Origin of the sequence: Mesorhizobium vachelliae, from assembly GCF_033977325.1 — a bacterium.
In the GTDB taxonomy this organism is placed as follows: Bacteria; Pseudomonadota; Alphaproteobacteria; order Rhizobiales; family Rhizobiaceae; genus Mesorhizobium; species Mesorhizobium vachelliae.
The window spans coordinates 24,709-48,188 of sequence record NZ_JAVIIR010000013.1 but is presented as its reverse complement, the minus strand read 5'-3'; the positions used below and the strand labels follow the sequence as shown (position 1 = coordinate 48,188).

General features: G+C 63.7%; 26 protein-coding genes. 24 read left to right on the top strand and 2 right to left on the bottom strand.

Going from position 1 to position 23,480, the window contains the following annotated elements; all coding sequences use genetic code 11:
- The first annotated feature begins 202 nt into the window (after positions 1-202).
- The 8 genes from RFM41_RS24560 to RFM41_RS24530 all read left to right on the top strand — a co-directional run bounded on the left by RFM41_RS24560 (position 203) and on the right by RFM41_RS24530 (position 6,161).
- A complete protein-coding gene (locus tag RFM41_RS24560) occupies positions 203-556 on the top strand; it encodes a hypothetical protein (RefSeq protein WP_320251731.1) in 354 nt (117 codons plus the stop codon).
- A 191-nt stretch (positions 557-747) separates the two neighbouring features.
- Positions 748-1,503: a phage terminase large subunit family protein gene (locus RFM41_RS24555; RefSeq protein WP_320251729.1), complete on the top strand. Its 756-nt coding sequence runs from the start codon at positions 748-750 to the stop codon at positions 1,501-1,503.
- Between the two features lie 363 nt (positions 1,504-1,866).
- Positions 1,867-4,209 (top strand): hypothetical protein, encoded by a 2,343-nt coding sequence (locus RFM41_RS24550; RefSeq protein WP_320251727.1) that lies wholly within the window; start codon positions 1,867-1,869, stop codon positions 4,207-4,209.
- On the top strand, positions 4,209-4,637 hold the full coding sequence (locus RFM41_RS24545) for a hypothetical protein (protein ID WP_320251725.1): 429 nt from the start codon (positions 4,209-4,211) through the stop codon (positions 4,635-4,637). The genes RFM41_RS24550 and RFM41_RS24545 overlap by 1 nt, the downstream gene beginning before the upstream one ends.
- Positions 4,638-4,778: 141 nt before the next feature.
- Entirely contained in the window at positions 4,779-4,931 is a 153-nt protein-coding gene (locus RFM41_RS34215; protein ID WP_430691556.1) for an HNH endonuclease, read from the top strand.
- Between the two features lie 27 nt (positions 4,932-4,958).
- Positions 4,959-5,213 (top strand): hypothetical protein, encoded by a 255-nt coding sequence (locus tag RFM41_RS24540; RefSeq protein WP_320251723.1) that lies wholly within the window; start codon positions 4,959-4,961, stop codon positions 5,211-5,213.
- A gap of 6 nt (positions 5,214-5,219) precedes the next feature.
- On the top strand, positions 5,220-5,534 hold the full coding sequence (locus RFM41_RS24535; RefSeq protein WP_320251721.1) for a hypothetical protein: 315 nt from the start codon (positions 5,220-5,222) through the stop codon (positions 5,532-5,534).
- Between the two features lie 60 nt (positions 5,535-5,594).
- Entirely contained in the window at positions 5,595-6,161 is a 567-nt protein-coding gene (locus RFM41_RS24530; protein ID WP_320251719.1) for a hypothetical protein, read from the top strand.
- Positions 6,162-6,533: 372 nt separating this feature from the next.
- Here the strand turns inward: RFM41_RS24530 and RFM41_RS24525 are convergent, their stop codons facing one another.
- Entirely contained in the window at positions 6,534-7,154 is a 621-nt protein-coding gene (locus RFM41_RS24525; protein WP_320251717.1) for a class I SAM-dependent methyltransferase, read from the bottom strand.
- 294 nt (positions 7,155-7,448) lie between these two features.
- On the opposite strand from RFM41_RS24525, the gene RFM41_RS24520 reads away from it, so the two are divergent.
- The 8 genes from RFM41_RS24520 (at position 7,449) to RFM41_RS24485 (ending at position 14,858) form a co-directional block, all read left to right on the top strand.
- Entirely contained in the window at positions 7,449-9,260 is a 1,812-nt protein-coding gene (locus RFM41_RS24520; RefSeq protein ID WP_320251716.1) for a portal protein, read from the top strand.
- The gene (locus RFM41_RS24515) at positions 9,257-9,580 is read left to right on the top strand and encodes a Bbp19 family protein (RefSeq protein WP_320251714.1); all 324 of its coding nucleotides are present in this window, start codon (positions 9,257-9,259) and stop codon (positions 9,578-9,580) included. Before RFM41_RS24520 ends, RFM41_RS24515 begins: the two co-directional genes overlap by 4 nt.
- A 312-nt stretch (positions 9,581-9,892) precedes the next feature.
- Positions 9,893-12,622, top strand: a complete 2,730-nt coding sequence (locus tag RFM41_RS24510; RefSeq protein ID WP_320251712.1) for a hypothetical protein — start codon at positions 9,893-9,895, stop codon at positions 12,620-12,622.
- Positions 12,622-13,242: a T6SS immunity protein Tdi1 domain-containing protein gene (locus RFM41_RS24505; protein ID WP_320251710.1), complete on the top strand. Its 621-nt coding sequence runs from the start codon at positions 12,622-12,624 to the stop codon at positions 13,240-13,242. Before RFM41_RS24510 ends, RFM41_RS24505 begins: the two co-directional genes overlap by 1 nt.
- Positions 13,243-13,389: 147 nt before the next feature.
- Complete coding sequence (locus RFM41_RS24500) at positions 13,390-13,698, top strand: hypothetical protein (protein ID WP_320251708.1); 309 nt, start codon at positions 13,390-13,392, stop codon at positions 13,696-13,698.
- A gap of 51 nt (positions 13,699-13,749) precedes the next feature.
- Positions 13,750-14,226: a hypothetical protein gene (locus RFM41_RS24495; protein ID WP_320251706.1), complete on the top strand. Its 477-nt coding sequence runs from the start codon at positions 13,750-13,752 to the stop codon at positions 14,224-14,226.
- Between the two features lie 48 nt (positions 14,227-14,274).
- On the top strand, positions 14,275-14,664 hold the full coding sequence (locus RFM41_RS24490; protein WP_320251704.1) for an SMI1/KNR4 family protein: 390 nt from the start codon (positions 14,275-14,277) through the stop codon (positions 14,662-14,664).
- A gap of 2 nt (positions 14,665-14,666) precedes the next feature.
- Positions 14,667-14,858, top strand: a complete 192-nt coding sequence (locus RFM41_RS24485; protein ID WP_320251702.1) for a hypothetical protein — start codon at positions 14,667-14,669, stop codon at positions 14,856-14,858.
- Between the two features lie 195 nt (positions 14,859-15,053).
- Here RFM41_RS24485 and RFM41_RS24480 read toward each other — a convergent pair whose 3' ends face one another.
- On the bottom strand, positions 15,054-15,374 hold the full coding sequence (locus tag RFM41_RS24480; RefSeq protein WP_320251700.1) for a YMGG-like glycine zipper-containing protein: 321 nt from the start codon (positions 15,372-15,374) through the stop codon (positions 15,054-15,056).
- A 361-nt stretch (positions 15,375-15,735) separates the two neighbouring features.
- Between RFM41_RS24480 and RFM41_RS24475 the strand changes: the two genes are divergently transcribed.
- From RFM41_RS24475 to RFM41_RS24440, 8 genes are all read left to right on the top strand, one after another.
- The gene (locus RFM41_RS24475; protein WP_320251698.1) at positions 15,736-16,308 is read left to right on the top strand and encodes a hypothetical protein; all 573 of its coding nucleotides are present in this window, start codon (positions 15,736-15,738) and stop codon (positions 16,306-16,308) included.
- A gap of 246 nt (positions 16,309-16,554) precedes the next feature.
- Positions 16,555-17,460, top strand: a complete 906-nt coding sequence (locus tag RFM41_RS24470) for a hypothetical protein (protein WP_320251696.1) — start codon at positions 16,555-16,557, stop codon at positions 17,458-17,460.
- A 35-nt stretch (positions 17,461-17,495) separates the two neighbouring features.
- Entirely contained in the window at positions 17,496-18,485 is a 990-nt protein-coding gene (locus RFM41_RS24465; protein ID WP_320251694.1) for a Coat protein, read from the top strand.
- A 221-nt stretch (positions 18,486-18,706) separates the two neighbouring features.
- Positions 18,707-19,306 carry a phage connector family protein gene (locus RFM41_RS24460; RefSeq protein WP_320251692.1) on the top strand — a complete coding sequence of 200 codons (600 nt, stop codon included), beginning with the start codon at positions 18,707-18,709 and terminating at the stop codon, positions 19,304-19,306.
- Entirely contained in the window at positions 19,306-21,786 is a 2,481-nt protein-coding gene (locus RFM41_RS24455; protein WP_320251690.1) for a phage tail protein, read from the top strand. The genes RFM41_RS24460 and RFM41_RS24455 overlap by 1 nt, the downstream gene beginning before the upstream one ends.
- A gap of 179 nt (positions 21,787-21,965) precedes the next feature.
- Positions 21,966-22,610 (top strand): hypothetical protein, encoded by a 645-nt coding sequence (locus tag RFM41_RS24450; protein ID WP_320251689.1) that lies wholly within the window; start codon positions 21,966-21,968, stop codon positions 22,608-22,610.
- 3 nt (positions 22,611-22,613) lie between these two features.
- Positions 22,614-23,135 (top strand): hypothetical protein, encoded by a 522-nt coding sequence (locus tag RFM41_RS24445; RefSeq protein ID WP_320251688.1) that lies wholly within the window; start codon positions 22,614-22,616, stop codon positions 23,133-23,135.
- A gap of 44 nt (positions 23,136-23,179) precedes the next feature.
- Positions 23,180-23,398, top strand: coding sequence for a hypothetical protein (locus RFM41_RS24440; protein ID WP_320251687.1), 219 nt, complete (start codon positions 23,180-23,182; stop codon positions 23,396-23,398).
- Positions 23,399-23,480 lie beyond the last annotated feature (82 nt).

Here is a 23,480-nt window from a genome sequence, read left to right as displayed (position 1 = left end):
CGCTCATCATCAGATGCGTCGGATTTTCTCAAGCCTCCGCCACTCTAGCAATGCCGTTGATCTAGATGGTAGCTTCCTCTGCGCCGTCTCGTAGGGGCGAGGAACTGGAGCTGCGCGAAACCGCGCCGAAACCATGATTTGCGATGCCGCTTTGGCCGCAACCGAAGGTCGCGTAGTTTCCGGTCGCGATCCGGGGCCAGCCATGCGACCGATACCGAACCTGCTTCTTTTCTGCGCGCTGCTCTCGGCCTGCTCCGGCTCCAGCGGCGACTGGCGCGCCGATGCGATCGCGGCGGCCGAGGCCAAGATGCGCGGCCTGATCAATAATCCCGCTGCGACTTTCTCGCATCTCGATCTCACCGGCGACAGCGTGAGCGGCCAGACCTGCGGTGTCGTCATAAGCAAGGTCGGCATCTTCACCAAGGAAGCGCGCTTCATCGTCTATATCGACGGCGCCGGCCCTTACGTCGAGCCGGGCCTCGGGTCGTCCATGTCGCAGGCCGATTTCGACTGGGCCTGGAAGAACGATTGTGTGAATGAGGGGTACAAGGGCTGAGCCCTTTCCTCGCCCCGCGCGAAGCGGGGGGAGAGGTGGCCGCGCAGCGGCCGGAGAGGGGCCTTCGTAGGACGACAGGCTCAACGAGCAGTCGCCCACTTTTTCATCAAAGCCGGCGTCGTCCCCTCTCCGTCGCGGCTTCGCCGCGCCACCTCTCCCCGCTCTCGCGGGGCGAGGAACTGGAGCATGCCATGTCCCGACACGTCACCTTCATGACCATCGACGATGCCGGGCATTATTCGCCCGAGCAACGCGCCGAGATCATCGCGGCCTATCCCGACCACGAGCGCGAAGCCCGCGCGCGGGGTATACCGGTTCTCGGCTCCGGCCGCATCTTCCCGGTGGCGGAGGAGACGATTGCCTGCGAGCCGTTCAAATTGCCGCGCTGGTGGCCGCGCATCGGCGCGCTCGACTTCGGCTGGGACCATCCGTCCGCCGCGGTCGAGCTCGCCTGGGATACCGAGGCCGATGTCGTCTACGTCACCAAAGTGCACCGCGCCTCCCAGCAGACGCCGGCGATGCAGGCGCTGGCGCTGAAGGCCTGGGGCGAGTGGCTGCCCTTCGCCTGGCCGCGCGACGGCCGCCGTGAAACGCTGGAAGGCGCCTGCGTGGCCTTGGCAAAGCAATATGCCGCGCATGGGCTGTACATGCTGACCAGCCACGCCCGTTTCCCCGACGGCTCGGTCTCGGTCGAGGCCGGGCTGATGGACATGCTCGACCGCATGCAGTCCGGCCGCTTCAAGGTGTTTTCGACGCTTGTGCAATGGTTCGAGGAATTCCGGTTGTTCCATCGCAAGAACGGCCAGGTCGTCAAATTGCGCGACGACCTGATGGCCGCAACGCGCTACGGCGTGATCATGCTTCGGGAAGCGACAGTGCACCCGGCGGAGTTCAAGGCGGCGCGCCGGCCGGTGGGACAGAGCGACCCGCTGGGGGCTTTCAGGTGAGGCGCCGTCGCCTCTCACTTCGTCATACTCGGGCTTGACCCGAGTATCCATGCCGTAACTCCTGCCGCGGAGTGCGGCGGCACAGAATTCTGCAACCTTTGCAACGCCTTAGCGTAGCGGCATGGATCCTGGGGCCTGCGTTCGTCGCTTCGCCCTAGGATGATGAGCGGGCGACTCTGGCCGCCTGCAATTCCAGCAATCCCGGCCCCTCCAGCCACGGTTCTAGCCACTCGCAATGCCGGGCGATCCCGGCCTCTCCAAAACCTCAGTCCGATCAGCCGCGAACGCCGCCCGACGCGCTTGCGATCGGCCGCGCCGTGATCGCCCGCGCCTCTTTCCAAGCCAACCGTGCCGGAGCAGCCGATGGTCCACATCATCCCTCTCTTCGCCGATCAGCGTCGGCCCGATCCCGGCAATGCGGCGCCAGCTGAGGCGGCCGCCCCGCCGCTCGATCCCTACTGGCAGGAGGTTGCCGATCACTATGCGCGGCGCATGGCGCGGCAGCAGGCGTTCGACACCGAGATCGCGGCGCGCAGGCTGGAAGGCGAGATCGCCAGCGCCGAGGCCGATGTCGCGGCCAACGCGCCGGCCGACGGCGAGGGCCTGCACCACGCCATGTATGGCGAGGTCGATCCGCACACCGGGCGCGTCGTGCTGAAAGGCCGGTTCGACACGCTGTTCGACAATTTCCTGAAGCAGGCGCCGCCCGAGCTGCGCGCTGGCCTCGCCAGCCGCAAACCAGCCCTGCGAGAGGCAGGCTCGGTGCGCATGGCGATGCAGCAAAATCAGCGCCGCGCCCAGTATGAGCAGGACCACCTGGCGGCGGCCCAGGCCGAAGAGCTCGACACCATCGCGAAGAGCGACCCGGACGACACCGCCACGTTCGATGCCTCCCGCCACGCCGGCCTCGATCTCATCGCCAAGATGAACCTGGACCCCGGGAGCCGGCAACAGGCGGAAGCCGTCTGGCGTGAAAGCACGGCAAGGACGCGCATGGAAGCGCTGATCGCGCGGGATCCTGGGCGGGCAACCGAGATGCTCAGCCCCGGACCAGCGGCGGGCGACCGCCAAGCCGGCGATCCCGCCGTCGATCCTAATGCCGATTTGTCGCCCGACGGTATTCGGCAACTGCTCCGCCAGGCGCGCGCCGCGACCGTGACCAGGCTGATCGACGCGCGCGCCAACATCGATCTCGCTTCGCAGAATGCCCCAGACGCGATTGCCAATACGGGCAGCTACTCCGGCACCATGCCAAGCCCTGCGGATTTCGCTGCGGTCTATGGTGTCGAGGAGGGTGGCAAGCAGTATCAGGCGTTCGGTCGAAAGATTGACGCTGGTCGCCAAGCCTTTGGCATGCGGACCATGCCCAACCAGGCGATCCACGCAGCAATGCGTGATGTCGAACCGGGCCCGGGAAGTTCCAAAGAGGACCACCTCCGATATCAGGTTACGGCCGCCGCCGCGCTCAAGACGCTGCGCGAGAGGTGGGTAGATCCTGCAGGCTATGTTCGCGATGTCTTTCCCGATGTCGAGGCCGCATGGGGCGCCGTCACTGACCAAGCCGGCAAGCCAGGAATCGACGATCGGGAGTCATACAAACGGGCGATCGCTCTCTCTGTGGCGGCGCAACGAGTATTAGGCGTCGAAGATCCCCGGCCTCTTCCAAGGGCTATTGTTCAACGCATTGCGGATGGCTTCAGCAACGAAAGCATACCGCAGGCGGATATTGACACCGCCGTAAGTGATTTTCTGGCGGCAGCGCCCGACCCAGGGACCCGAGAAGCCTTATCGCTGCAGCTAGACCAAGCTGGCCTCAATCAGCCAGCCGACATCGATCGGATCACCACCGCGGCGACAGGGGAGCAATCGCCTTCTTCGGCGGCTCCCGGCGAACCCAAGTCTGCGGTTCGACAGGCCGCAGAGGATTTCGGCAATTACCTCAGCGAGGGCTTCGAGTCCCTGGCCCGCGCCCCGCACGACATTGGGCTGGCTCTCCGGGACTTGCACGACTCCACGTGGGACTTCCTTGAACAACTGCCGGTCACCCCCGGCTCGGGAGCGGTTGCCGACGGGCGCTTAGCATCAGAGGCAGTCGGCGAAGCTGTTGCAAGAGGCTTAGCGATTGTCCGCGACGGTACGGCCAAGTTTGCTAGGCCGCTCGAGAAGTTCGCGACGAGTGGTTCGCGCGCCAAGTCGGGGCTCGCCGCTGATGCCGCAGTGGCTCGCCAAGCGGTTGAGACGAAATCTCTGGTCAAAGCCGCGGAGGATGCTGCCTCTCGTGTTCCCACCGGCGCCAAACTCGAGAAGGCCGAGGTTCTTCAGATCATAAAGTCGATCGCAAGAGATCCTTCCAAGGTAAAGTATCAAGGGGCATCGTTGGGGAGGGCTGCCTCCAAAAATTACCGCAAAACATTTCTTGATGCGAACCCGAACCTCGAGGGGGAGGTTGTCGTACACCATGCTGCGGAGCGACAGATATGGAACAGGTTTCCAAGCATCGTCGCAGCAGACGAGGAGCACTCTCTTCAAAATCTCCGCGGCATCCCAAAAGGATTGGATAACCTTTTGCACAAGGTTATTTTCCGGTACGAGTGGGATCAATTTTACACCTCCCACCCACAGCCAACACGCCAGCAAGTGCTAGATTACGTGAGTTACATCGACAAGAAATACGGGCATTTGTTCAAACCTCCAATAGGTGAGTGATGCGATTTTTTAAAATATGGCCAAACGTGGCTGGTGGGATTGGCGAACGCACGGTTCTCGACTCGAGCGTTCATCCACCAATCGTGACGAAACTTCACTACGAGGTAGAGGGCTGGTTTGGGGATGTCATCGTTACGACTTTCCCCTGTTTCCTCGTCACAGAAGAAACCCAGCGTGCGCTACAGAAGATGGGCTTTTCGGGTGCCACGTTCGCCGACGCGGAGGTGACTATCTCGGAAGACTGTCAAGAGGACCAACCTGGGCTGGAACTCCCACATTTTGTTTGGTTGAAAGTGAATGGGAAGGCGGGTCAAGACGACTTTGGCATCGCTGTACCCTTTCGCTTGGTCATTTCGGAACGCATTCTCGATCTGCTTGAATCGCTGGGCATTCCGTTTGCGATAGTCGAGCCTTTCGACAACGAATAGGATCGGAATTGGGGTGTCTGCGCAACCGCTCCCTGATGTCTCCGCTTGTTGAAGTCCGCTATCGTTTTGGATGGGCAGAGAGTAGTGCACTATCACCGCAATTCGAGAAGGCGGGATTAGTCTTCAGCGCACGAAGAGGGGCTGGTTCCCCGGACTGCTCCTCCCGGCTATACATGGCATCATGCCGACGAACCCGGTGTGACGCAACTCGTCCCTAGATACGATCTTGGCACTATCTTCCAGAAAACCCTTCATCCGAATCACCGAGGAGGATTTTCCATATGGGGAAAATAATGAAGTTACTGGACGTCGTTGGGAGGTTTGTCGGATTTCGATGAAGAAGACACGATCTACGTGTCGGAGCCTTGGACCGAAGATTCCGATGCAATGGTTGCGACCGCGCCCGACGATACTATGGTGCCGCCAAAGGCGGCAGCCAAAGCGGGTCTGACCTATTTCATCGAAATATTCATTGCGATTGAGGTCACAGAGGGATGGATCGGGTCGCAGAAGGAAAAGCCCAGCCTGTCGGCAATCTGTGACAGGCTGATTTATTACGCCATCAATGACGCGTGAGGGAAAATGCCGACCGAAAAGCGTTATGAAGGAAAGCCGCTGCTCAGGCTCCTTGAGCTCTATGTGCTGAAAGCGATTGGAGAACTTTCTCGGGAGTCGGAAGAATCGTTGAACGCCATGGCTCCCAAGCTGCAGGCCATCTATGGCGGCGACGGACGGTGGGAAGACGCGATCGCCAAGGCTCTCCACATGCCCGACACGATGCCGGAGGCAATCCGGGATATGTGGAAGAAGAACCTCAAAATCGCGCACGACAACAAGGTGACGCTCACGGCTCAGCAATTTGCGGAAATGTTCGTGGACAACAACTTCGCCGGTTGAGATTTGCGGTAACGGAGCCTCCTAGCGACTGCTTCGCCGCCGTCCAACGAAAGTCCATCCATGCCCACCCGCATCGTCCCCGCCACGTTGCGGGACCTCTCCTACATTGCCGCCAATCTTCGCCCACAGGATCGGGCCGAGATCGACTGCCAGCTCGACCATTGGTCGCCGGCGCTGCTCGCGCTGACCGCCCTGCAGGGTTTTGCCTATGTCGCCGAGCTCGACGGCAATCCGGAGGCCGGCTTCGGCGCGGCCGAGCAGCGGAGCGGGTTGTGGATCGCGTGGAGCTGGGGCACGCACCGCATGAAGCGCTGCGTGCCAGGGATCACGCGCTTCTTCCATGATGTGCTCGGGCCTCAGGTCGCGGCGCGTGGCGCCTGGCGGGTCGAGGCGAGGGCGCTTGCCGAGAATGCGCTTGCGCTGCGCTGGCTGGACCGGCTCGGCGCCACCCAACGCTGCCGCCTGCCGGGTTATGGCAGGAACGGCGAAGATTTCTTCCTCTATGACTGGACAAGGGAAAGCTATGTGTCTCTTTCAACCGAAACCACCGGAACTGAAGCCGCTGCCGCCGGCGCCGACCGTGCAGGACAAGGATGTGCAGGCGCGCGAAGCAGCGCTGCGCGCTGAGCTCGAGCAGCGCCAGGGCACTCTCTCCACCATCAAGACCGACCTGGCGCCCAGCGACGTCGCCGGACAGCGCCGCGTGCTGCTCGGAGTGTGACGCCATGACCGCGATGAAGCGCAGTTTTCGCCGGCGCGTCCTGGACTGGTGGTATTGGCGCAGGCACGCGCGGTTGGTGAAGCGGCGGTAGCGATGGGCTGATCTCCCCCCTTGTGGGGGAGATGGCCGGTAGACCAGAGGGGGGCGCTGTCCCGCCAGCCTTTCCGCCTTCCTTCAAAGATCGCAACTCGATTGGAAACTCGAGAGGTTGGCGTTCCTTCGCGCCCCCCTCTGCCCTGCCGGGCATCTCCCCCACAAGGGTCCCACAAGGGGGGAGATTAGCTAGGCCCCTTCTTCTTCGCGAAGGCCCACACCATCAGCGGGTATTCCTCGTCGTTGCTCAAATCCCGCCACATGCCGTAGGCGCGCACCGGGCCGCCGATGTGGGCCTTGGCGCAGGCTTTGTTGCCCCAGCCGAAGGCCTGCACGTCATCCGCGGCAAACCCGCCTTCAACCATCAGCTGCGTGAGGCCAGCGGGCGTCCAGCGGTTGTAGTCGTGCGGGCGGGCATGCACCCGAAACAGGAAGGGCGTGGCCACCATCGCCCAGCCGCCAGGCTTCACCATGGCGTGGATGTTGGCGGCGGCCGCCATCGGGCGCTGCACATGCTCCAGCACCTGGTCGGCGATGACGATGGAATATTGCTCCTCGGTGCGATCCTTGCAGATGTCGAACTCCGGGAAATCGACCGAGCGGTAATCCGGGCACAGCGCCCGCCAGTAGCGGTTCCAGCCCGGCGAGATCTCGATCACGTCGCGCGACTTGCGGTTGGCCGCCTCGAGGAATGTGGTGAAAGCTTCGATCTGGCGGATACGCAGCCAGTTGCGGCTGTCGTAGCGCAGCAGCCGCTTGGCTGCTTGTTTACCGCGATTTTTCAGCGCGCCGGCAAGGCTTGTCATTCTTTCTCGACCTCCTCCTGCCCGCCGCGATCGGTGTGTAGCACCGAGAAGTGCGCAAAAGATGACAAGAAAAGGTGATCTCCCCCCAAGTGGGGGAGATGCCGGGCAGGGCAGAGGGGGGCGCTGTCCCGCCAGCGCTTCCAGCAAGCTTTTTCTATCCACCCGTTAGCCAAATTCATCGGCTGCACCCTTCGCGAGGTTGGCGCTCTACGGCGCCCCCCTCTGTCCTGCCGGACATCTCCCCCACGAGGGGAGCTGGCAGCTTCGGCGCCGCACTCAACAAGCGAGATCCCCATGACCGATTCCCGCGCCCGCGATATCCTGTCGCGACAGGCCGAACTCGAGACCGAACGCGCCGCCTACGAGCCCGTCTGGGAGGCGGTGGCGGAGTTCTGCGATCCGGATGCGCCCGACATCTGGTCGGGTCGCCGCACCAGCCGCACAGACAGCCAGGCCGAGCGGCAGGAGCGGCGCGGCTCACGCGTCTACGCCAACACCATCAACTCGGCCGCCAACCGCCTCGCCGCCGGCCTGGAGAGCCTGATCATCCCGCAGTCGGAGAAATGGCATGGGCTGACCACGGCCGAGATGAACGACGAGGAGACCGACGAGGAGAAGGAATGGGCCGAGGCGCTGCGCGATTTCCTCTTCGCGCTGCGCTACTCCGCCAACTCCAACTTCGTGCCGGCCACGCAAGCCTGCCTGCGCAACGTCGTGCGCTATGGCCCGGCCTATCTCTATGCCGAGGAAGGTTTTGGGGGCACGCTGATCCGTTATGCCTCGATCCCCGTGGTGGAGGGGTACCTGTCGCGCAACCGCTGGGGCCAGGTCGACACCTTCCACCGCCGCTACGAGCGCACGGCGCGCCAGGCGGCGCAGCTGCTCGGCTACGAAAAGCTGCCGCCGCGCATCAAGGCGCTGGTCGACGACCCTGCCAAATGCGAGGAGAAGATTTCGCTGATCCAGTGCGTCGAGCCGCGCGACGAGCGCCGTATGTACCGCTCTGGCGGAAGCTACCAGTATCTCGACCAGGCTTTTGCCTCCTACCACGTCGTCGAGGACGAGGAGGAGATCGTGAAGGAGAGCGGCTTCCGCACCTTCCCGGTCTCGACCTTCAACTGGCGCCGCTATGAGGGCGACGCCTATGGCATCTCGCCGGCCATCGAGGCGCTGACCACGGTGCGCGAGGAAAACGCCGTGCGCCGCTCCGGCCTGCGGGCCCTGCAACAGATCACCGATCCGCCGACGGCATCGAAAGCCAGGCTCGACTATGTGCCGGTGCTCAATCCCGGCGAGAACTATCCGGGCCTGATCGACGACAATGGCCGGCCGCTGATCCAGCCGATCGCCACCGGCCAGAACCCGAGCTACGCCTTCGACTACGCGGCGAGCCGCGCGGAGGAGATCCGCGACATGATGTTCGTCAACCTGTTCCAGACGCTGGTGCAGAACCCGCAGATGACCGCCACCGAGGCGCTGATCCGCCAGGAAGAGAAGGGCGCGCTGCTCGGTCCGTCCGGCTCGATCATCCAGGCCGGCTTCGCCGCCAATCTCGACCGCGAGCTGTCGATCCTCGAGGACAAGGGTCTCTACGACCAGGACAGCCGCTTCCGCCCGCCGGACAGCCTGTCGGGCAAGGCGGTGCGGCCGACCTTCACCGGTCCGCTCGACGTGCTGCGCCGCTCGGCCGAAGCGCGCGACACCATCCAGGTGGTGACCACCGCCATGCAGATGGCGCAGTTCGATCCCGGCGTCATGGACAATATCGACGGCGACGAGGCGATCCGCGTCGTGCAGAGCGCCGGCCGCAGCCCGCAGCGCATTTTCCGGCGCAAGGACGAGGTGGAGGGGATGCGTGGGGCCAGAGCGCAAGCCCAGCAGGCACAGGCCGGCATGGCCGCCATCGCCACCGCCGGTAAGGTGGCCAAGGACGCGGTTCCGGCCGCCGTTCAGGCGCGCGATAGCGGCCTGCTGGATAGCCTGCAGGCGATGATGCAGGGCGCGCAGGGTGGGGCAGGGGGCGGCGCTGCCGCTCCGGCCGGCACACAAGGTGCGATGCCCGGCGAGCAGGGCGCTGTGCCGGTCTCTCCGGGCGGCGCCGCATGAGCCGCAAACGCTTCGCCCGATCATCGGATGCCAACGGCCCGCTCGCCGCGCGCGAGGCGCTTACGAAAGCATATCGCCGGGTCTTCTCCGGCGAGGATGGCGAGTTGGTGCTGGCCGACCTCACCGCCACCACCGGCTACTACCGCCGCCCATCCTACGGCGACTGGCTGGCCCGCACCAAGACGCCGGAAGGTTTTGAGCTGCACAGCGCGCTCTCCAACGCACGCGCCGAAGTTGTGCAGCACATTATGGGCTTCCTGGCGCTGGAAGACGCCGACCTCGCCGCGCTGGAGAAAGCAGCGCGCGCCGAGGAGAGGTAGCGCCTCTCCTTCTCCCCTTCTTGTGGGAGAAGGTGGATCGGCGCGCCAGCGCCGAGACGGATGAGGGGTGCTGGAAGAAACGAGGCATCGCCAAACCTGGCTCCCGCCTCACAATGGGATGAGTTGCCGCCAAGCTGGAGCACCCCTCATCCGGCCGCTTCGCGGCCACCTTCTCCCACAAGGGCGCCTCTCGCGCTCCTCCCGCCATCGGACCTCCAGCCGAAACCCACCACCCGCATCGCCCTACCGGCCGCCGTCCCAGCGGCGCGTCGCCGCGCGCGCTCCCGAAATCCGCCAGGCCAGGAAACACCAATGGTCCATATCATTCCCATTCTGACCGGCGAGCGCCGGCTCGATACCGGCAACGCGGTGCAGTATCCGGACTCCTCACCCGTGGGCGAGGCGATGCAGCAGCTCGGCGACCGGTGGCAGGCCGCCGCCGAGCGCTACGAGCAGCGCAAGGCGCAGCAGCAGGCCTTCGACACCGAGATCGCCGCGCGCCGGCTGAATGGCGAGCTCGCCCAGGCCGAGGCCGAGGCGGTGGCCAATTCCCCCGCCGACGGCGCCGGTCTGCACGAAGCCATGTATGGCCAGGTCGATCCTTACACCGGCCAGGTGGTGAAGGCCGGCCTGTTCGACACGCTTTTCGGCAATTTCCTGAAGCAGGTGCCGGACGAAATTCGCCCCGGTCTTGTGGCGCGCAAGGAGGCGTTTCGCGCTGTCGGAGGGCGGCGCATGGCTGGGCAGCAAAATCAGCGCCGCAAGCAATATGAGCAGGATCAGGTGGCGGAGGTTCAAACCGCCGAGCTCAGCAACATCACACAAAGCGACCCGAACGACACCGCCGCCTTCGATGCCTCCCGGCAGGCCGGCCTCGATCTCATCGCCAAGATGGACCTTGACCCGCGAGCCAAGGCGCTGGCCGAAGCCGACTGGCTCGCCCGCTCGGCAAAGGCGCGAATGCAGGCCCTGATCGCGCAGGATCCACGCCGCGCCGCCGAGATGCTGAGCGCCGGCCCGGTGGCCAGCGACGGCATGGGCGAGACGGTGCGCTCGCAGCTTGCTGGCGGCGCCCAGGGCAAGGAAGCGGCGGCAAAAGGCCAAAAAACGCCGGACGAGATGGTGGCGCAGGCGTTCGGCGAACGCTCGTCGCCGGATAGCGACACAACCATACCTCTCGATGCCATCACTTATCTGCAACCCGGCGATCTCGCTGCGCTGAAGGCCCAGGCCAACAACGCCACCGCGGCCCAGATGATCGGTGCGAATGCGCGGGTCATGCTTGCCGAACAGAACGCGCCGGCCGTCATCGCGGCCACAGGCAAATATCCCGAGGAAGACCCGACCGCGCAAGACTTCGTCCAGGTCTACGGCGCCGACCTGGGCCCAGAACGATTCAAACTATTCCGGATCAACACCGGCATCGGCAAAGCCTATTCCGACATGCATGCGGCGTCGAACCAGGCGATCCACGCAGAGCTTCGCGATGCAGAACCTGGACCCGACGGCTCGTGGGAAGAGCGTAGGCGCTACGAGATCAAGGTCGGCGCCGCCCAGTTGATCATGGCCGCCCGCGAAGCCGACCCCGCCGCTTACGTCAGCCAGCTGTTTCGCGGTGACGCTCCGGACTGGAGCAAGGTCAAGACGCCGCAAGAAATTCAAGCGGCCATCAACTGGGTCTGGGCTGCCCAGAAGCAATTAGGTTTCACCAGGACCTTAGCCGTCCCGCAGGATCTCTCAGACAGCCTTGGCGCAAGATATGTCGATGAGAGCGTGCCATTGCAGCAGCGCACCATCGAACTGAGCGAGACTCTAAAGGCAATACGCAACCCCGAGGCGCGCTTCACCTTTGCCGGACAGGTCTTCCAATCTGCCTTGGCTCGCATCCGGCAGAACGCGGCGAACGATCCAAAGATTTCCCCCGCGGAGCTGGAAGCCCAGGAAAAAGCTCTCCAGGTTAATTTGCTCGAGATGGCCGAGCATCCCGCTCGGGTACGGTTCGACGCCGGCTCATGGTGGCAAAAGCCACTTGCGGCTGCGAACGACACCGTCAGGCTGATGGCCAACGGCGCGACCTTCGGTCAGGCTGACAAGTTCTCCGCCGGCATGAACTCGCTCTTCTCCGACAAGAGCTATGACGAGCTGCTGGCAGCCGAACAAGCTGAAACCGAAGACGCCGAGGACCGAGCCGGCTCGGCCGGTACGGCCGCAAACCTGCTTGGCGGTTTCGTCACCGGGCACGGCCTTCAAAGTGCGGGCCTTACTTTCACCGGAAAATTCGGAGCTGAGGCCTTAGGGGGCCTGCGAGGTGTGTTTGCGCGAAGCGCTACCGCAGCCGCCGACGGCGCCGTGTTCGGTGGCGTCGATGCGGCGCTCAACGGCCGGGACATCGTGCCGGGGGTGGGCTCCGGAGTGGTTTTCGGCTTGGGCGGCAATGCTCTCGCTGAAGGCCTTAATGCGATTGGCGGGCAGGTCGCAAGAAAGCTGTTCGGCGGCCCTGCCTCGGACACCGTCGTAAACAGCTCAAACGCCTATCCCTTCCAGCAGCGTGTTGGTCAGAAGGCGGCTGCCGCGGATGGCCTTTCGACCCGGCAGCCGTCAAAGCCACCAACCCCGGAAGGTGCATCGGACCAACCGGTCGCAGAAGGTAGCCCAGGCTTAGCGACGGAACGCGACCTAACCAACGAGGCTTCCGGCGGCCAAGATCTACATCTAACCTATATGTCTCATTGGACCGCTGCGCAGCGGGCGGCAGCAGACTTGAAGGTAAAAATATTGACGGAGGCCGCCACCGTGGTTAGCCATGCGGTCCGCGCCGGGAAATCTGCTAGGAAAATCTTCGAGGACGCCAGTGTGTTGATTCCATTCGGCAGCGATATCGATCATATGATTGACCTGCAACTGGGAGGCCTTCACGAGCTGTCCAATTTTATGCCGCTGGACGCGAGTGTAAATCGAAGTCTAGGCGCACAGATTTGGCATCAAATAAAAGACTTACCCATCGGAACCGTGATTAATAAAGTCACAATTGGAGAGCGGTAGTGTTCGAAAAATTCCGAAAGAGCTTTGCGATAGACAGCAAGGTAGCCGAAGATCCAGGGAAGGCCGGCCCAGACACCGGGATCGCCAGCTTGAACGTGCTCTTGCGCGATTTTGGAGGGAGCTCGTTCAAACAAGGCCTGTACCGCATCATCCGTGGGCAGGATATTCCGGTCTGGAACGCCAGGATAAACTTGGGATTTCCGGAGACTAATGGACGGGTCGCTTGTTTTGGCTACGACTGGCAAGGTTCTGCATTCGCCATCGACAATCAGAGGCTGGAACAGGGGCAGCCTGGTGTCGTCCTGTTTGAGCCGGGCACCGGCAAGGCTCTCAAAATACCAGCCAACATCGAGACTTTTCACAATGCATTGGTGATTGAAAATCCTGATGCGGCTCTGGCTGCGAACATATATGCGGAGGACTGGTTGCCGAGTGGTGGAGCACAGCCGGCTTACAACGAATGTATCGGCTACAAGAAGCCGCTTTTCCTCGGCGGCGAGGACGACATTTCCAACATGGAAATAACAGATCTGGAAGTCTACTGGCACATCATGGGCCAGGTTATAGCCAAGGTAAAAGGTCTGCCGCCGGGGACGCCCGTTAACCTCAAGGGTGGCTGAGACGGATCGCAGTGAGATACATCTTGACCGACGGGCAGTTCGACCCGCCGGCTGAACCTGCAGATCGGCCGTAACGCCATCCCCGCACAACGAGGTTGCACACAACCAAAAATGTAGTTACGGTGATAGAATACAATCGATGGTTGAATGAAGCTGACAAAGGGGGATTACATGGGTGCGGGTTCTGCCGCGATGCTGCTCGGGGCGTTGGTTCCGACATTTTTGCTGAGCCGCTTGTTGCTCTTGATCACAAAGCGCTGGAACGGCGGCGTGCAGCGCCTGTTGCTGGTGCATGTCATTTGCGGCGTGCTCGCCGTTGTCGCCGCGGCTTATGGCTACTCACACACCGGGGCGCCGGACTGGTCTAACAGCACACTTTACATTGTCGCTCAGTTGGTCTGGCTGGTGGTGGATTTTGTTCGCGGCCGCCGCCGCCAGAGCCAACCTGTGAGTTGACGAGGCATAGACCCATTGCGAATCCCAAGCGCCTGGATTGATTCCTAGCCAATGGACAACGTTGCAAAGCCGGACTTCAGCAGTGTCACGCGCTTGCCTCCTGCTGATGTCAGCGCTGGAGACGACGATCTCGATTCCGCCCGGGTCGAGGCCCGTCAATATCTCGAATTCTACAACTGGGTCCTATCCATCAAAGGCGAATATTTTGGATATGGAGCCGAAGGAATAATCTACATTTTCCTGTTCGAGATAGAGCCTGGGCGTCCGGAGGTGAACCGATGGATTTGGGCGATCGTCGGCGATGTGCCGCTGGCATTTCTCCCTGCCGATGACGCCACCACGCCCTTCGAGGTCCTCGACAGTTACATCGGTGCCCTTGAAGAATGGGTCGAGGCAGCGCGCGAGGGGAAATCGGTAGCGGAATTGATACCGGTCAACGTCGATGCAACTCCCGCCAATGCGGAAATGCTGGCCGGCCGCCTCAAATTTCTCGACGAGAGGATCTTGCCGGAGCTCAAAAGTAATTGACCGATGTCGGCCGTTTCGGCTGAGTCAGTTTCGACTTGGTGAGGAGCAGTGAGATATATCTTAACCGAGGGACAGTTCGACGCGCCCGCCGAATCCGCGGTCGTCGATGGACTGTCTGCACGCTTGGGATTCGAGTTGCCCAAGGACTATACCGACTTCCTCAAGGAGCATAATGGGGGCGAAGGTTTCGTCCGCGATAACTACATTATTTTCTTCAAAGCCGAAGAACTGGCCGACTTCAACCGAGAATATGAAGTCGAAAAATATGCGCCAGGCATCCTCTTGTTCGCGTCGAACGGAGGAGGTGAAGGCTACGGCTTTGACACTAAAGATCCAGCCATGCCAATCGTACGCGTCCCATTCATCGGTATGGATCGGCAATTCGCGGAGACAATAGCGCGTGACCTCGCCGATCTATTTTCTTGGTTGGCGGAATGAATATGAGTGATCAAAGCGGATATTCGCGCCCTAAGGGCATGGAACTGTTTGAGGTTACGCCCATCGCCGTTGGTGGTGATCCAGTCAGCCTGGAGAACAAGATCTGGGTGACCAGGCAAGAGCACTTTGAATTGGTTCGCTTCTGGAATCGAACTATCGGTGCATGGCGTAGCGCGGCGCGGGCAGAAGCGTAGGCGGCGGAGAGACTGCCGAACCCCTAATTACGACTTCCGTGACAGTGCACTGTTTCCGCGATGCGGTCATGTACGCAGGGTTTCCGCTCTTCGCGGCCCAGCCCTCGAAAGCACCAGCATTTCAAACCCTGGCGCCGCCCCTCATCCCCCTGCCGGGACCTTCTCCCCGTTGAACGGGGAGAAGGCGGCTGACGATCAATAATTGCGGTTGTAATACCGGTCGTCGCAAGGCGCGGTGTAGATGCGGCCGTAGCGGTCCTGGTAGCGGCAGAGCTGCCCGCCGCGCGGCTCCTGCGGGGTGGTGGCGGAGCCGACGACGGCGCCGAGCAGCGCGCCGCTCGCCGCACCGATCACCGTGCTCTTGGTGTTGCCGCCGATCGCCTGGCCGACCAGCGCGCCGCCGGCGCCGCCGAGCAATGCGCCGGTGGTGGCCCGCTGCTGGCCTTCGGTCTGCGTCTCGCAGCCGGCAAGGGCCGCGGTCATGAGCACGGCCAGAATAGCCTTCTTGATGATCATCACTAGAACTCCTCTGAAGCCCCAGGGACTGACGACGGGGGCGAACGAAGCTGAACTGCGGTCGCATTGCGGCGGAACGGCGGCGGAGGCCGCTCACGAAGTGAATCACGGTTTCGCGTCGGTTGAACGCCATGGTTTCCAAACCGGAAAGACCGCGCAAACAGTGGCTTAGCGACGCCTGGCACAATCGGCCTGGGAAGATGCCCCTGGGTCGCGTCCATAAGCTGGTTGCACCATGTCGATCGGCGCCAGGCCCTTCGCTGCCGCTGCGGGCGTTCGTCGTTTGGAAAGCCAGGCTTCCCGTCCGCTGCACGGACCACGCCTTAACCCCAGGAATTCCCCCCAAGAATGGAGAAATGACATGACCCGAGGACTTCCCCGGACCCTTGCCCGCGCCGCCGCTCGCGAGGCGGGCCTTGCGCCGCCCAGGCTCGGCCTCAAGGCCGTGACCAGCGGGCAGGGCGGCTCGTACCGCACCGTCTTCACCTTCACTGGCATGCAGGTGCCGGTCACCGACGCGCTGGCCTATGCCTCGCAGAAGATCTTCGATTTTTCCGACGGCAAGGTGCGCATCAAGGGCGGCACGGCGAGGCTGCAATTTTCGGTGCTGACCACGCGTGCCTCGACCATCAATGACAATGCCGCGCTCACCTGGTCGCTGGGTTCGGCGGCGGCGTCCAGCGCCACGCTCGCCGGCACCATGGTCAATGTGCTGGCTTCCACCGGCCGCACGCTGGACGGCGCGGGCGCCGCGCTCTCCACGGCCTCGACCGCAGACATTGCCGCCGCCTCGACGCTCGACGGGACGGTGACGCCGGTCGACCTCTACCTCAACCTGGCCTTCGCCACCGGCACGGATATCGACGCTGATGGGACGGTCGCGGTGACGGGCACGGTGACGCTGCTCTGGGAGAACTGGGGCGATAACGCATAGGTCCACGAACTGCTGATCTCCCCCCAAGTGGGGGAGATGCCCGGCAGGGCAGAGGGGGGCACTGTCCCGCTGGCTTTGCCCGTTGATCGTAATGGATCGCCTCAAAGGGGCGCGTGCAGCAAACGCAAACGTCGCGTTCCTTCGCGCCCCCCTCTGGCCTGCCGGCCATCTCCCCCACTTGGGGGGAGATTGGCAGCTTCGGCGTCGGCGCCACTTTTCAGAGCTCTCAAACAAAGGACAAATCACATGACAGATCTGGCAGAGGCCGGGTCCGTGGCTTCACGGCCGGCGGGCAACCTGGCGACGCCTCCGGTTTCCGGGGACAACGGGTCCGCCCCGGCGGCCGGCAGAAGTTGGTTTGACGGTCTTTCCGAAGGCAACCGCAAGCTCGCTGAAGCCAAGGGCTGGACGAGGCCCGAAAGCCTCGATCGGGTTTTCACATCCTACGCGGAGCTGGAGCGCCAGCAGGGCGAAAGCCTGCGCGTTCCCGGCAAGGACGCGCCGAAGGAGGAATGGGACAGGTTCCATTCCAGACTGCCAGAGGCAATGCGTCCGCTGACCGCGGCCGAGAAGGTCGAGTACCGGCGGCCGCAAAACCTGCCGGAGAACTTCGCCTATTCGGACGAACTCGCCAATGCCTCGAAGGCCTGGGCGGTCGAAGCGGGCGCCAGCCCGAAGATCGCTCAGGCCTATCACGACCGCTTCGTCGGCTATATGGCCGAGCAGGCTGCGCAGCAGCAGGCAGCGCTTTCCCGCTCGGTCGAAGCCACCCATGACGAGTTGGTGCGCGACTGGGGGCCGACCGGCAGCGATGGTTTTCGCCAGAAGCTCGAGGTCGCCAACCGGGCGATGAAGAAGCTCGGCCTGGTCGACGCCTACAAGCAGAAGGGCATCCTTCTGCCCGACGGCGCGCTGACCGACCCGCAGATCGCGCGGGCCTTCCACGCCATCGGCGAGGCGATGTTCCGCGAAGACACGATCGACGCCGACGGAGCGCCGAGGGGCCACAACCCCTTCCGGCGCAACGCCGCCGGCGAGCGCAACATTTCGGCCATCTCCGCCCTTGTCAAAAGCGACCCTCAACGCGCCCGGCGGCTCGCACGGGATGCGGGCGAAAACCCGGATCTCTGGATGCCCAACAACCCACTTTAGTTCGCCGCCTCAACCAACCTCAAAGGAACAAAAGAATGGCAGACGCCTATACCCGCATCGCGGACGCGATCGTTCCGTCCGTCTATGCCCAGTACTCGTTCGAGGAGCATGTCCAGTCCCTCGAAATCTACCAGGCCGGCATCCTGTTTTCGGATCCGGCGATTTCTTCGAAGCTGTCGATGGGCGGCCGCTCGGTCGACATGCCCGGATGGAAGGATCTCGGCAACGATCCGTCTGAGCCGGTCAATGACGACCCGGCCGACTCTATCGAGATGAAGAAGATCGGCTCGCGCCGCGAGGTCGCCGCCCGCAACGTCCGCGCCCAGGCCTGGGGCGTTCCGGACCTGACCGCGATCCTTGCCGGCGACGACCCGCAGAAACTGATCGTGCGCCGCCAGACCGAATACTGGCAACGCGCCAACAAGCTGACGCTGCTTGGGATACTGAAGGGCGTGTTGGCCGACAATATCGCGAATGACGGCGGCGACCTTGTGCGCACCACCAACGCCTCGATAGTCGACACCGACATCATCGAGGCCGCCTACCTCATGGGCGACCGCGCGGACAAGTTCCGCACCATCTGGATGCATTCCAAGCAGATGAAGGCGCTGAAGCTCGCCGACCTGATCGACTACGTGCCGTCCTCGGAGCAGGGCGGGCCGCTGATCCCCTATTACATGGGCCTGCGCTGCGTGGTCGACGACGACATTCCGGTCGCGACCGGCGTGTACACGGCCTTCATGTTCAAGGACAAGGCGATCCTGTGGAACGAGCTGCCGGTCAACTCCGAAGGCGGCCCGCTGGAATTCGACCGCAAGCCGCGCCAGGGCCATGGCGGCGGCGTCACCGAAATGGTCGGCCGCCGGCATTTCGTGGCGCATGTGCCCGGCACCCGCTTCCTCGACGCCTCGTCGGCCGGCGAATTCGCCACCGACGCCGAGCTGGCGCTGGCCGCCAACTGGGACCGCACCGCCTCCAGCGTGAAAAACATGAGCTTCATCGCGCTGAAGACGACCGAGGCCTGACGCTCCCGGTTTCCTCGCCCCACGAAAGTGGGGAGAGGTGGCCGCGAAGCGGCCGGAGAGGGGACGCCGTTCGCGACGTGCGAAGGGTCAAGTCTTCAGCCGGTTCTGATTTCGCACAAGGCGTTCCCCTCTCCGTCTCGGCTTCGCCGAGCCACCTCTCCCCCGCTCTGCGGGGGCGAGGAACCCAAGTTTCACCCATCCCACCACGGATCACCGACCCAATGGCCATCACACCGCTCGACATCGCCAACATGGCTCTAGCCGTGCTTGACGAGGCGCCGATCGACAGCCTCGACCAGGACGTCAAGGCGGCTCGCCTGCTCAACCTTCACCTCGACCTCACCCGCGAGGGCGAGCTCGCCAAGCATGCCTGGGTCTTCGCCATCTTCTCGGCGCAACTCGCAGGCGCCGACACCGACAGTGGCGATTGCACGCTGAACTATGCCTATGAATTGCCGGCCGACTGTATCCGCCCGCTGCCGCTGACCCAAAATGGCGAGCCGGACGGCCAGCCGGTCTCCTGGCGCCAGGAGGCGGGGCTGATCTACTCGGATCAGCCCGGGCCGCTGACCGTCCGCTACCTCGCGAATCTGACCGACCCGACCGACTGGGACGCGCTGTTCACCGAAGTGCTGGTGGCAGCCCTGGCGATCAAGATCGCGCATCCGCTGACCCACAAGGCCGGCATGATCGACATTGCGCGGGCCGCCTATGACCGCGCGCTCGACGCGGCCTTCAACGCCAACGCCATCCAGCGCGGCGGCCGGCTCTATACCGGCGCCTGGGCGGTTCAGCGTGGCGATCTCCGGAGTCTTCTTTGATGACTGCGCTCTACCCGGTCCAGGACGTCTTCACCCGCGGCGAAATCTCGCCGAGGCTCCATTCGCGCGCCTCGCTCGACCTTTATCGGGCGGCGCTCGCCAAATGCGAGAACTTCGTCACGCTCCCGCACGGCGGCATCCGCGCCCGCGGCGGCAGCTACTTCGTCGGCGAGGTCAAGGCGTCCGCGAAGAAGACGAGGCTCATCCCGTTCATCTTCTCCTCCGACCAGGCCTACTGCCTGGAATTCGGCGACCAGTATATCCGCGTCTATGCCTATGGCGCGCGCGTCGGCACAGTGGAGATCGCCTCACCCTATCTCGAGGCCGACCTGTTCCAGCTTGCCTATGTGCAGTCGGCCGACCAGATGTGGATCACCCATCGCGACTACCTGCCCAAGGTGCTGACGCGTGCGGCGCACACGACTTGGACGCTGGCTGATTTCGAATTCCTCGACGGCCCTTACGATCCGATCAACGACACGGCCACCACGCTGACGCCCTCCGATACGGGGCATCTGACGCCGAAGATGACGTCGAACATCGCGCCCTCGGGGACGGCCTCGAACGGAGGCGCCACCGCCGATGCCTACAAGATGTTCAACCGGTCGCTGATCGAGGACGTGACCGTCGACAGCGGTTCCTCCGGCTTCATCCGCTACAGGAATGCGGGCGGCGCCAGGCGCATCGTCGATGCGTACTGGATCGCGACGTCGAACACGATCGACCCCAGCAACAACGCGAACAATGCTGACCAGTTCACCGCCTGGGAGCTGCAGGGCTCCAACGACGGCGTGAACTGGACGACGCTGGATTCAAGGACCGGCGAGATCGGCTGGTCGAACAGCGAGAAACGCTTCTACGAATTCACCAATAAATCGGCCTATGAGTACCACCAGCTCCTGTTTACCGGCGGCGGCGGCGCCGACGCCGCTCCAAGCCGGTCGGCCGAGCTTGCCCTTCACATGGCGGCTTCGGATCAGACGCCGTTCGACCTCACCGCGTCCGACACCGCCGGCATCAATGACGGCGCCGGTTTCCAATCCACCGATGTCGGCCGCGCCGTCCGGCTGCTCGGTTCCGACGGCGTCTGGCGCTGGGCCAGGATCACCGGATACACCAGCGCCACGGTGGCCAAGATCGTGCTCTACGGCCATGCGCTTCCGAACACCAACCCGATCGTGCGCTGGCGGCTCGGCACCTTCGTGCCGGGCAGGTATGTCGAGAGCAGTTCGCTGTTCGAGGAGCGGCTCGCCTTCAGCCGCAGGTTTTCCGTCTATGCCTCGGCCACGGGCGACTTCGATAATTTTACCCTCGGCGAGAAGGACGACGACGCGCTGGAATTCGTCCAGGCCGGCGGCGGCCAGGCCAACGACATCGTCTGGATCGCCGATTCCGACGGCGCGCTTCTGATCGGCACTTCGGGTGGCATCCGCGCGCTGTCGGGCTCCGGCATCGACGAGGCGCTGACGCCGTCCTCCTTCAAGAATCGCCGCTCGCGCACCTTCGGCTGCGCCCGCATACGGCCGGTCGATGCCGGCCAGTCCTTCCTCTATGTGACGCGCTCACGCCGGGCGATCGCTGAGCTCACCCAGGTCCAGGCGAACAAATTCACCTCCGACGATATCGGCCAGGTGTCCGAGCACATTCCCAAGAAAGGCGTGGTCGAGATCGCCTACCAGACCGACCCCGATCCGATGTTGTGGTTCCCGCTCGATGATGGCGAGCTCGGCGGCTACACGCACCAGCCGAGCCAGGACGTGCGCGGCATGCACCGCCACCGGTTCGGCGGCGCCGCCGCAGGCCTGGAATGGGCCGCGGTGGAGAGCGCCGTAGTCACGCCCGGCCAGAACGGCGTCGACGACATCTGGCTGGTCGTCAGGCGCACCATCGGCGGCATGACGAAACGCTACATCGAGGTTATGCAGCCACCCTTCGAATACGGCGCGCTGGAAGACGCCTTCCAGGTCGATTGCGGGCTGACCTATTCCGGCGCGCCGGTGAATGTCGTCTCCGGCCTCGGCCATCTCAATGGCGAGAAGGTCGACGTGCTGGCCGACGGCAAGGTCTTTCGCGGGCTGACGATCGCCTCCGGCCAGGTGACGCTGCCCGCCGGCGCCACCGCCGCGAAATGGCAGGTCGGGCTGCCGTTCCAGGGCAAGGCCGATACGCTGGAGCTCGATGTCGGCGGCCAAGACGGCTCGCTCATCGGCCGCCGCAAGAAGGTGGCGAAGCTGATCCTGTCGTTGCTGGAGACCGACATGACGGGGCTTCAGGTCCAGTCCTTCATGCGCGGCCGCTGGGAAGCCGTGCGCATGCCTTCGATCGTCGCGTCCGACGGCAAGGCGAAGCTCTACACCGGCAATGTCGAGGTGCCGATCGACGACAGTTGGGAAGGGCAGGGCAGGGTGAAGATCCGTCACGTCAATCCCACGCCCTGCACGATCCGGGCGTTCACGCCTGTGTTTGATGCGGAGCCGTAATCTCCCCCCTTGAGGGGGAGATGTCGCCGGAGGCGACAGAGAGGGTCGCCGCGCGTGAAGCGCCGACCTCCTCGCTTCCGCAAGGCGTCGGCGCTCTACGTGAGACGACCCCCTCTGGCCTGCCGGCCATCTCCCCCTCGATGGGGGAGATTCCCATTTCCACAAGGAACCCATCTCTCATGACACCCCATGCCGAAGCTCTCGGCAGGGCGCGGACGGCTGCGGATTTCGCCGCCGTCATTGCCTTGCTCGACATCGACCTCTCGGAAGCCGTCGCCACCCGCCAAGGCCTGAAGCAAGCGGAAGACCGCGCCATTTTCGGTGATGGCGATCTGGCCGCCGCGCGGGTCGCGCTCGACGACTGCAACGACAGGATCGCGATGCTGGAACGAGCAATCGCCGCCGCCGGCAGCCGCCGCGCTAGCGCCGCGGAACGCGAAGCCCGCTCGGACATCGAGGCGCTTGCCGAGGAGATCGAAGGCAAGGCCGCACTGCTCGGCACCCGGTGGTGCGCTGTTCGCAGGCTGGTCGAGGAATTGCGCGAGGAATTGTTCGAGGCCGATGCGCTGTCGCGCGCCATTGCTACCGCCAACGGCCTGTTCGACGCCGCTGGCCTGCCGCGCCTGAAGGTGAGCCTTGCCGCAACCCGCCGCGCCGCCATGGCCGGCCCGCGCGCGGCAGTTCCCGCGCGCCTCAGCCGCGCGGGGCTTACGGCTGACCGGCAGCTTCTTGCGCTCATCGCCACCGGCGGCGCGCTCGACCCGCGCCCGGCGCTGCGCGCGCCCGTTGGCGCAGCCAAGAAACCCAAGACCCGGCGAGGCTGAACCATGTGCACATTGGCTCTTCTTGGACTGGCAGGCACGGCCGTGTCGGTCGGCGGCGCCCTGATGCAGGGCGCCCAGCAGCAGCAATTGGCCAACTACCAGGCCAAGGCTTACGAGCAGCAGGCGCAGGCGGATGCGCAAAGCGCCGCCTTCGAGCAGAGGCAGGAGCGCCGCAAGCAGGACCTGCTCGAGGCCCAGGCGCGCGCCCAGGCCGGTGCCTCCGGTGTCGGCATTGCCGGCTCGCCCACCGAGGTGCTGGCGGCGAATGCACGGCAGGGTCAGGTCGACCTCGATGCGACTCTGTACAACTCACGCCTGCGCCAAAACAACCTCAACACCCAGGCCGCCATCTCGCGCTTCCAGGGCAAGCAGGCAATGACGGCTTCGATCTTCAAGGCAGGCAACAGCCTCATCGATGGTCTGTCGGGCCTCTACGATCCGGCCAGGTCTGTGACCTTCGGCGGGTCGTCGCTCTCGCCTCGGGCGAGCAGGGCCATCATCGGCGGCTACACGGGGCTCTACTGAGATGGTCCACGCCGCTCGTCCATAATATTCGCAATCATAGATTGATGGCGGAAGCCATTCGCGCCTACATGGCAAACCCCAGCTATATGAAGACCGTCGCGCCAAAGACGGCTGCCCGCATTCGCGCCTATGTGAATGAACACAAAGATCTGAAACACATCATTCAGTTCAACAGCGTTGTCGGCACCGCCGGCGGGGCGGCCGGAGCGGGAGCGGCTCTGGGTTCAGATAGCCCGGATTCCGAGCGCGGGCAGGCTCAGTGAAGTTGGTGAAGTTGGCGAAAATCGCGGTGACAATGAACTGATTTCCGGCGCGGCTACAAATCTAGCCCGCGCGCTAATCCCA

Coding starts and splice junctions, on each gene's coding strand:
- RFM41_RS24560 (WP_320251731.1), top strand. CDS start 203: ATGCGACCGATACCGAACCTGCTTCTTTTCTGCGCGCTGCTCTCGGCC.
- RFM41_RS24550 (WP_320251727.1), top strand. CDS start 1,867: ATGGTCCACATCATCCCTCTCTTCGCCGATCAGCGTCGGCCCGATCCC.
- RFM41_RS24475 (WP_320251698.1), top strand. CDS start 15,736: ATGACCCGAGGACTTCCCCGGACCCTTGCCCGCGCCGCCGCTCGCGAG.
- RFM41_RS24510 (WP_320251712.1), top strand. CDS start 9,893: ATGGTCCATATCATTCCCATTCTGACCGGCGAGCGCCGGCTCGATACC.
- RFM41_RS24500 (WP_320251708.1), top strand. CDS start 13,390: ATGAAGCTGACAAAGGGGGATTACATGGGTGCGGGTTCTGCCGCGATG.
- RFM41_RS24530 (WP_320251719.1), top strand. CDS start 5,595: ATGCCCACCCGCATCGTCCCCGCCACGTTGCGGGACCTCTCCTACATT.
- RFM41_RS24485 (WP_320251702.1), top strand. CDS start 14,667: ATGAGTGATCAAAGCGGATATTCGCGCCCTAAGGGCATGGAACTGTTT.
- RFM41_RS24480 (WP_320251700.1), bottom strand. CDS start 15,374: ATGATCATCAAGAAGGCTATTCTGGCCGTGCTCATGACCGCGGCCCTT.
- RFM41_RS24470 (WP_320251696.1), top strand. CDS start 16,555: ATGACAGATCTGGCAGAGGCCGGGTCCGTGGCTTCACGGCCGGCGGGC.
- RFM41_RS24515 (WP_320251714.1), top strand. CDS start 9,257: ATGAGCCGCAAACGCTTCGCCCGATCATCGGATGCCAACGGCCCGCTC.
- RFM41_RS24445 (WP_320251688.1), top strand. CDS start 22,614: ATGTGCACATTGGCTCTTCTTGGACTGGCAGGCACGGCCGTGTCGGTC.
- RFM41_RS24495 (WP_320251706.1), top strand. CDS start 13,750: ATGGACAACGTTGCAAAGCCGGACTTCAGCAGTGTCACGCGCTTGCCT.
- RFM41_RS24440 (WP_320251687.1), top strand. CDS start 23,180: ATGGCGGAAGCCATTCGCGCCTACATGGCAAACCCCAGCTATATGAAG.
- RFM41_RS24455 (WP_320251690.1), top strand. CDS start 19,306: ATGACTGCGCTCTACCCGGTCCAGGACGTCTTCACCCGCGGCGAAATC.
- RFM41_RS24555 (WP_320251729.1), top strand. CDS start 748: ATGTCCCGACACGTCACCTTCATGACCATCGACGATGCCGGGCATTAT.
- RFM41_RS24535 (WP_320251721.1), top strand. CDS start 5,220: ATGCCGACCGAAAAGCGTTATGAAGGAAAGCCGCTGCTCAGGCTCCTT.
- RFM41_RS24545 (WP_320251725.1), top strand. CDS start 4,209: ATGCGATTTTTTAAAATATGGCCAAACGTGGCTGGTGGGATTGGCGAA.
- RFM41_RS24520 (WP_320251716.1), top strand. CDS start 7,449: ATGACCGATTCCCGCGCCCGCGATATCCTGTCGCGACAGGCCGAACTC.
- RFM41_RS24525 (WP_320251717.1), bottom strand. CDS start 7,154: ATGACAAGCCTTGCCGGCGCGCTGAAAAATCGCGGTAAACAAGCAGCC.
- RFM41_RS24465 (WP_320251694.1), top strand. CDS start 17,496: ATGGCAGACGCCTATACCCGCATCGCGGACGCGATCGTTCCGTCCGTC.
- RFM41_RS24450 (WP_320251689.1), top strand. CDS start 21,966: ATGACACCCCATGCCGAAGCTCTCGGCAGGGCGCGGACGGCTGCGGAT.
- RFM41_RS24460 (WP_320251692.1), top strand. CDS start 18,707: ATGGCCATCACACCGCTCGACATCGCCAACATGGCTCTAGCCGTGCTT.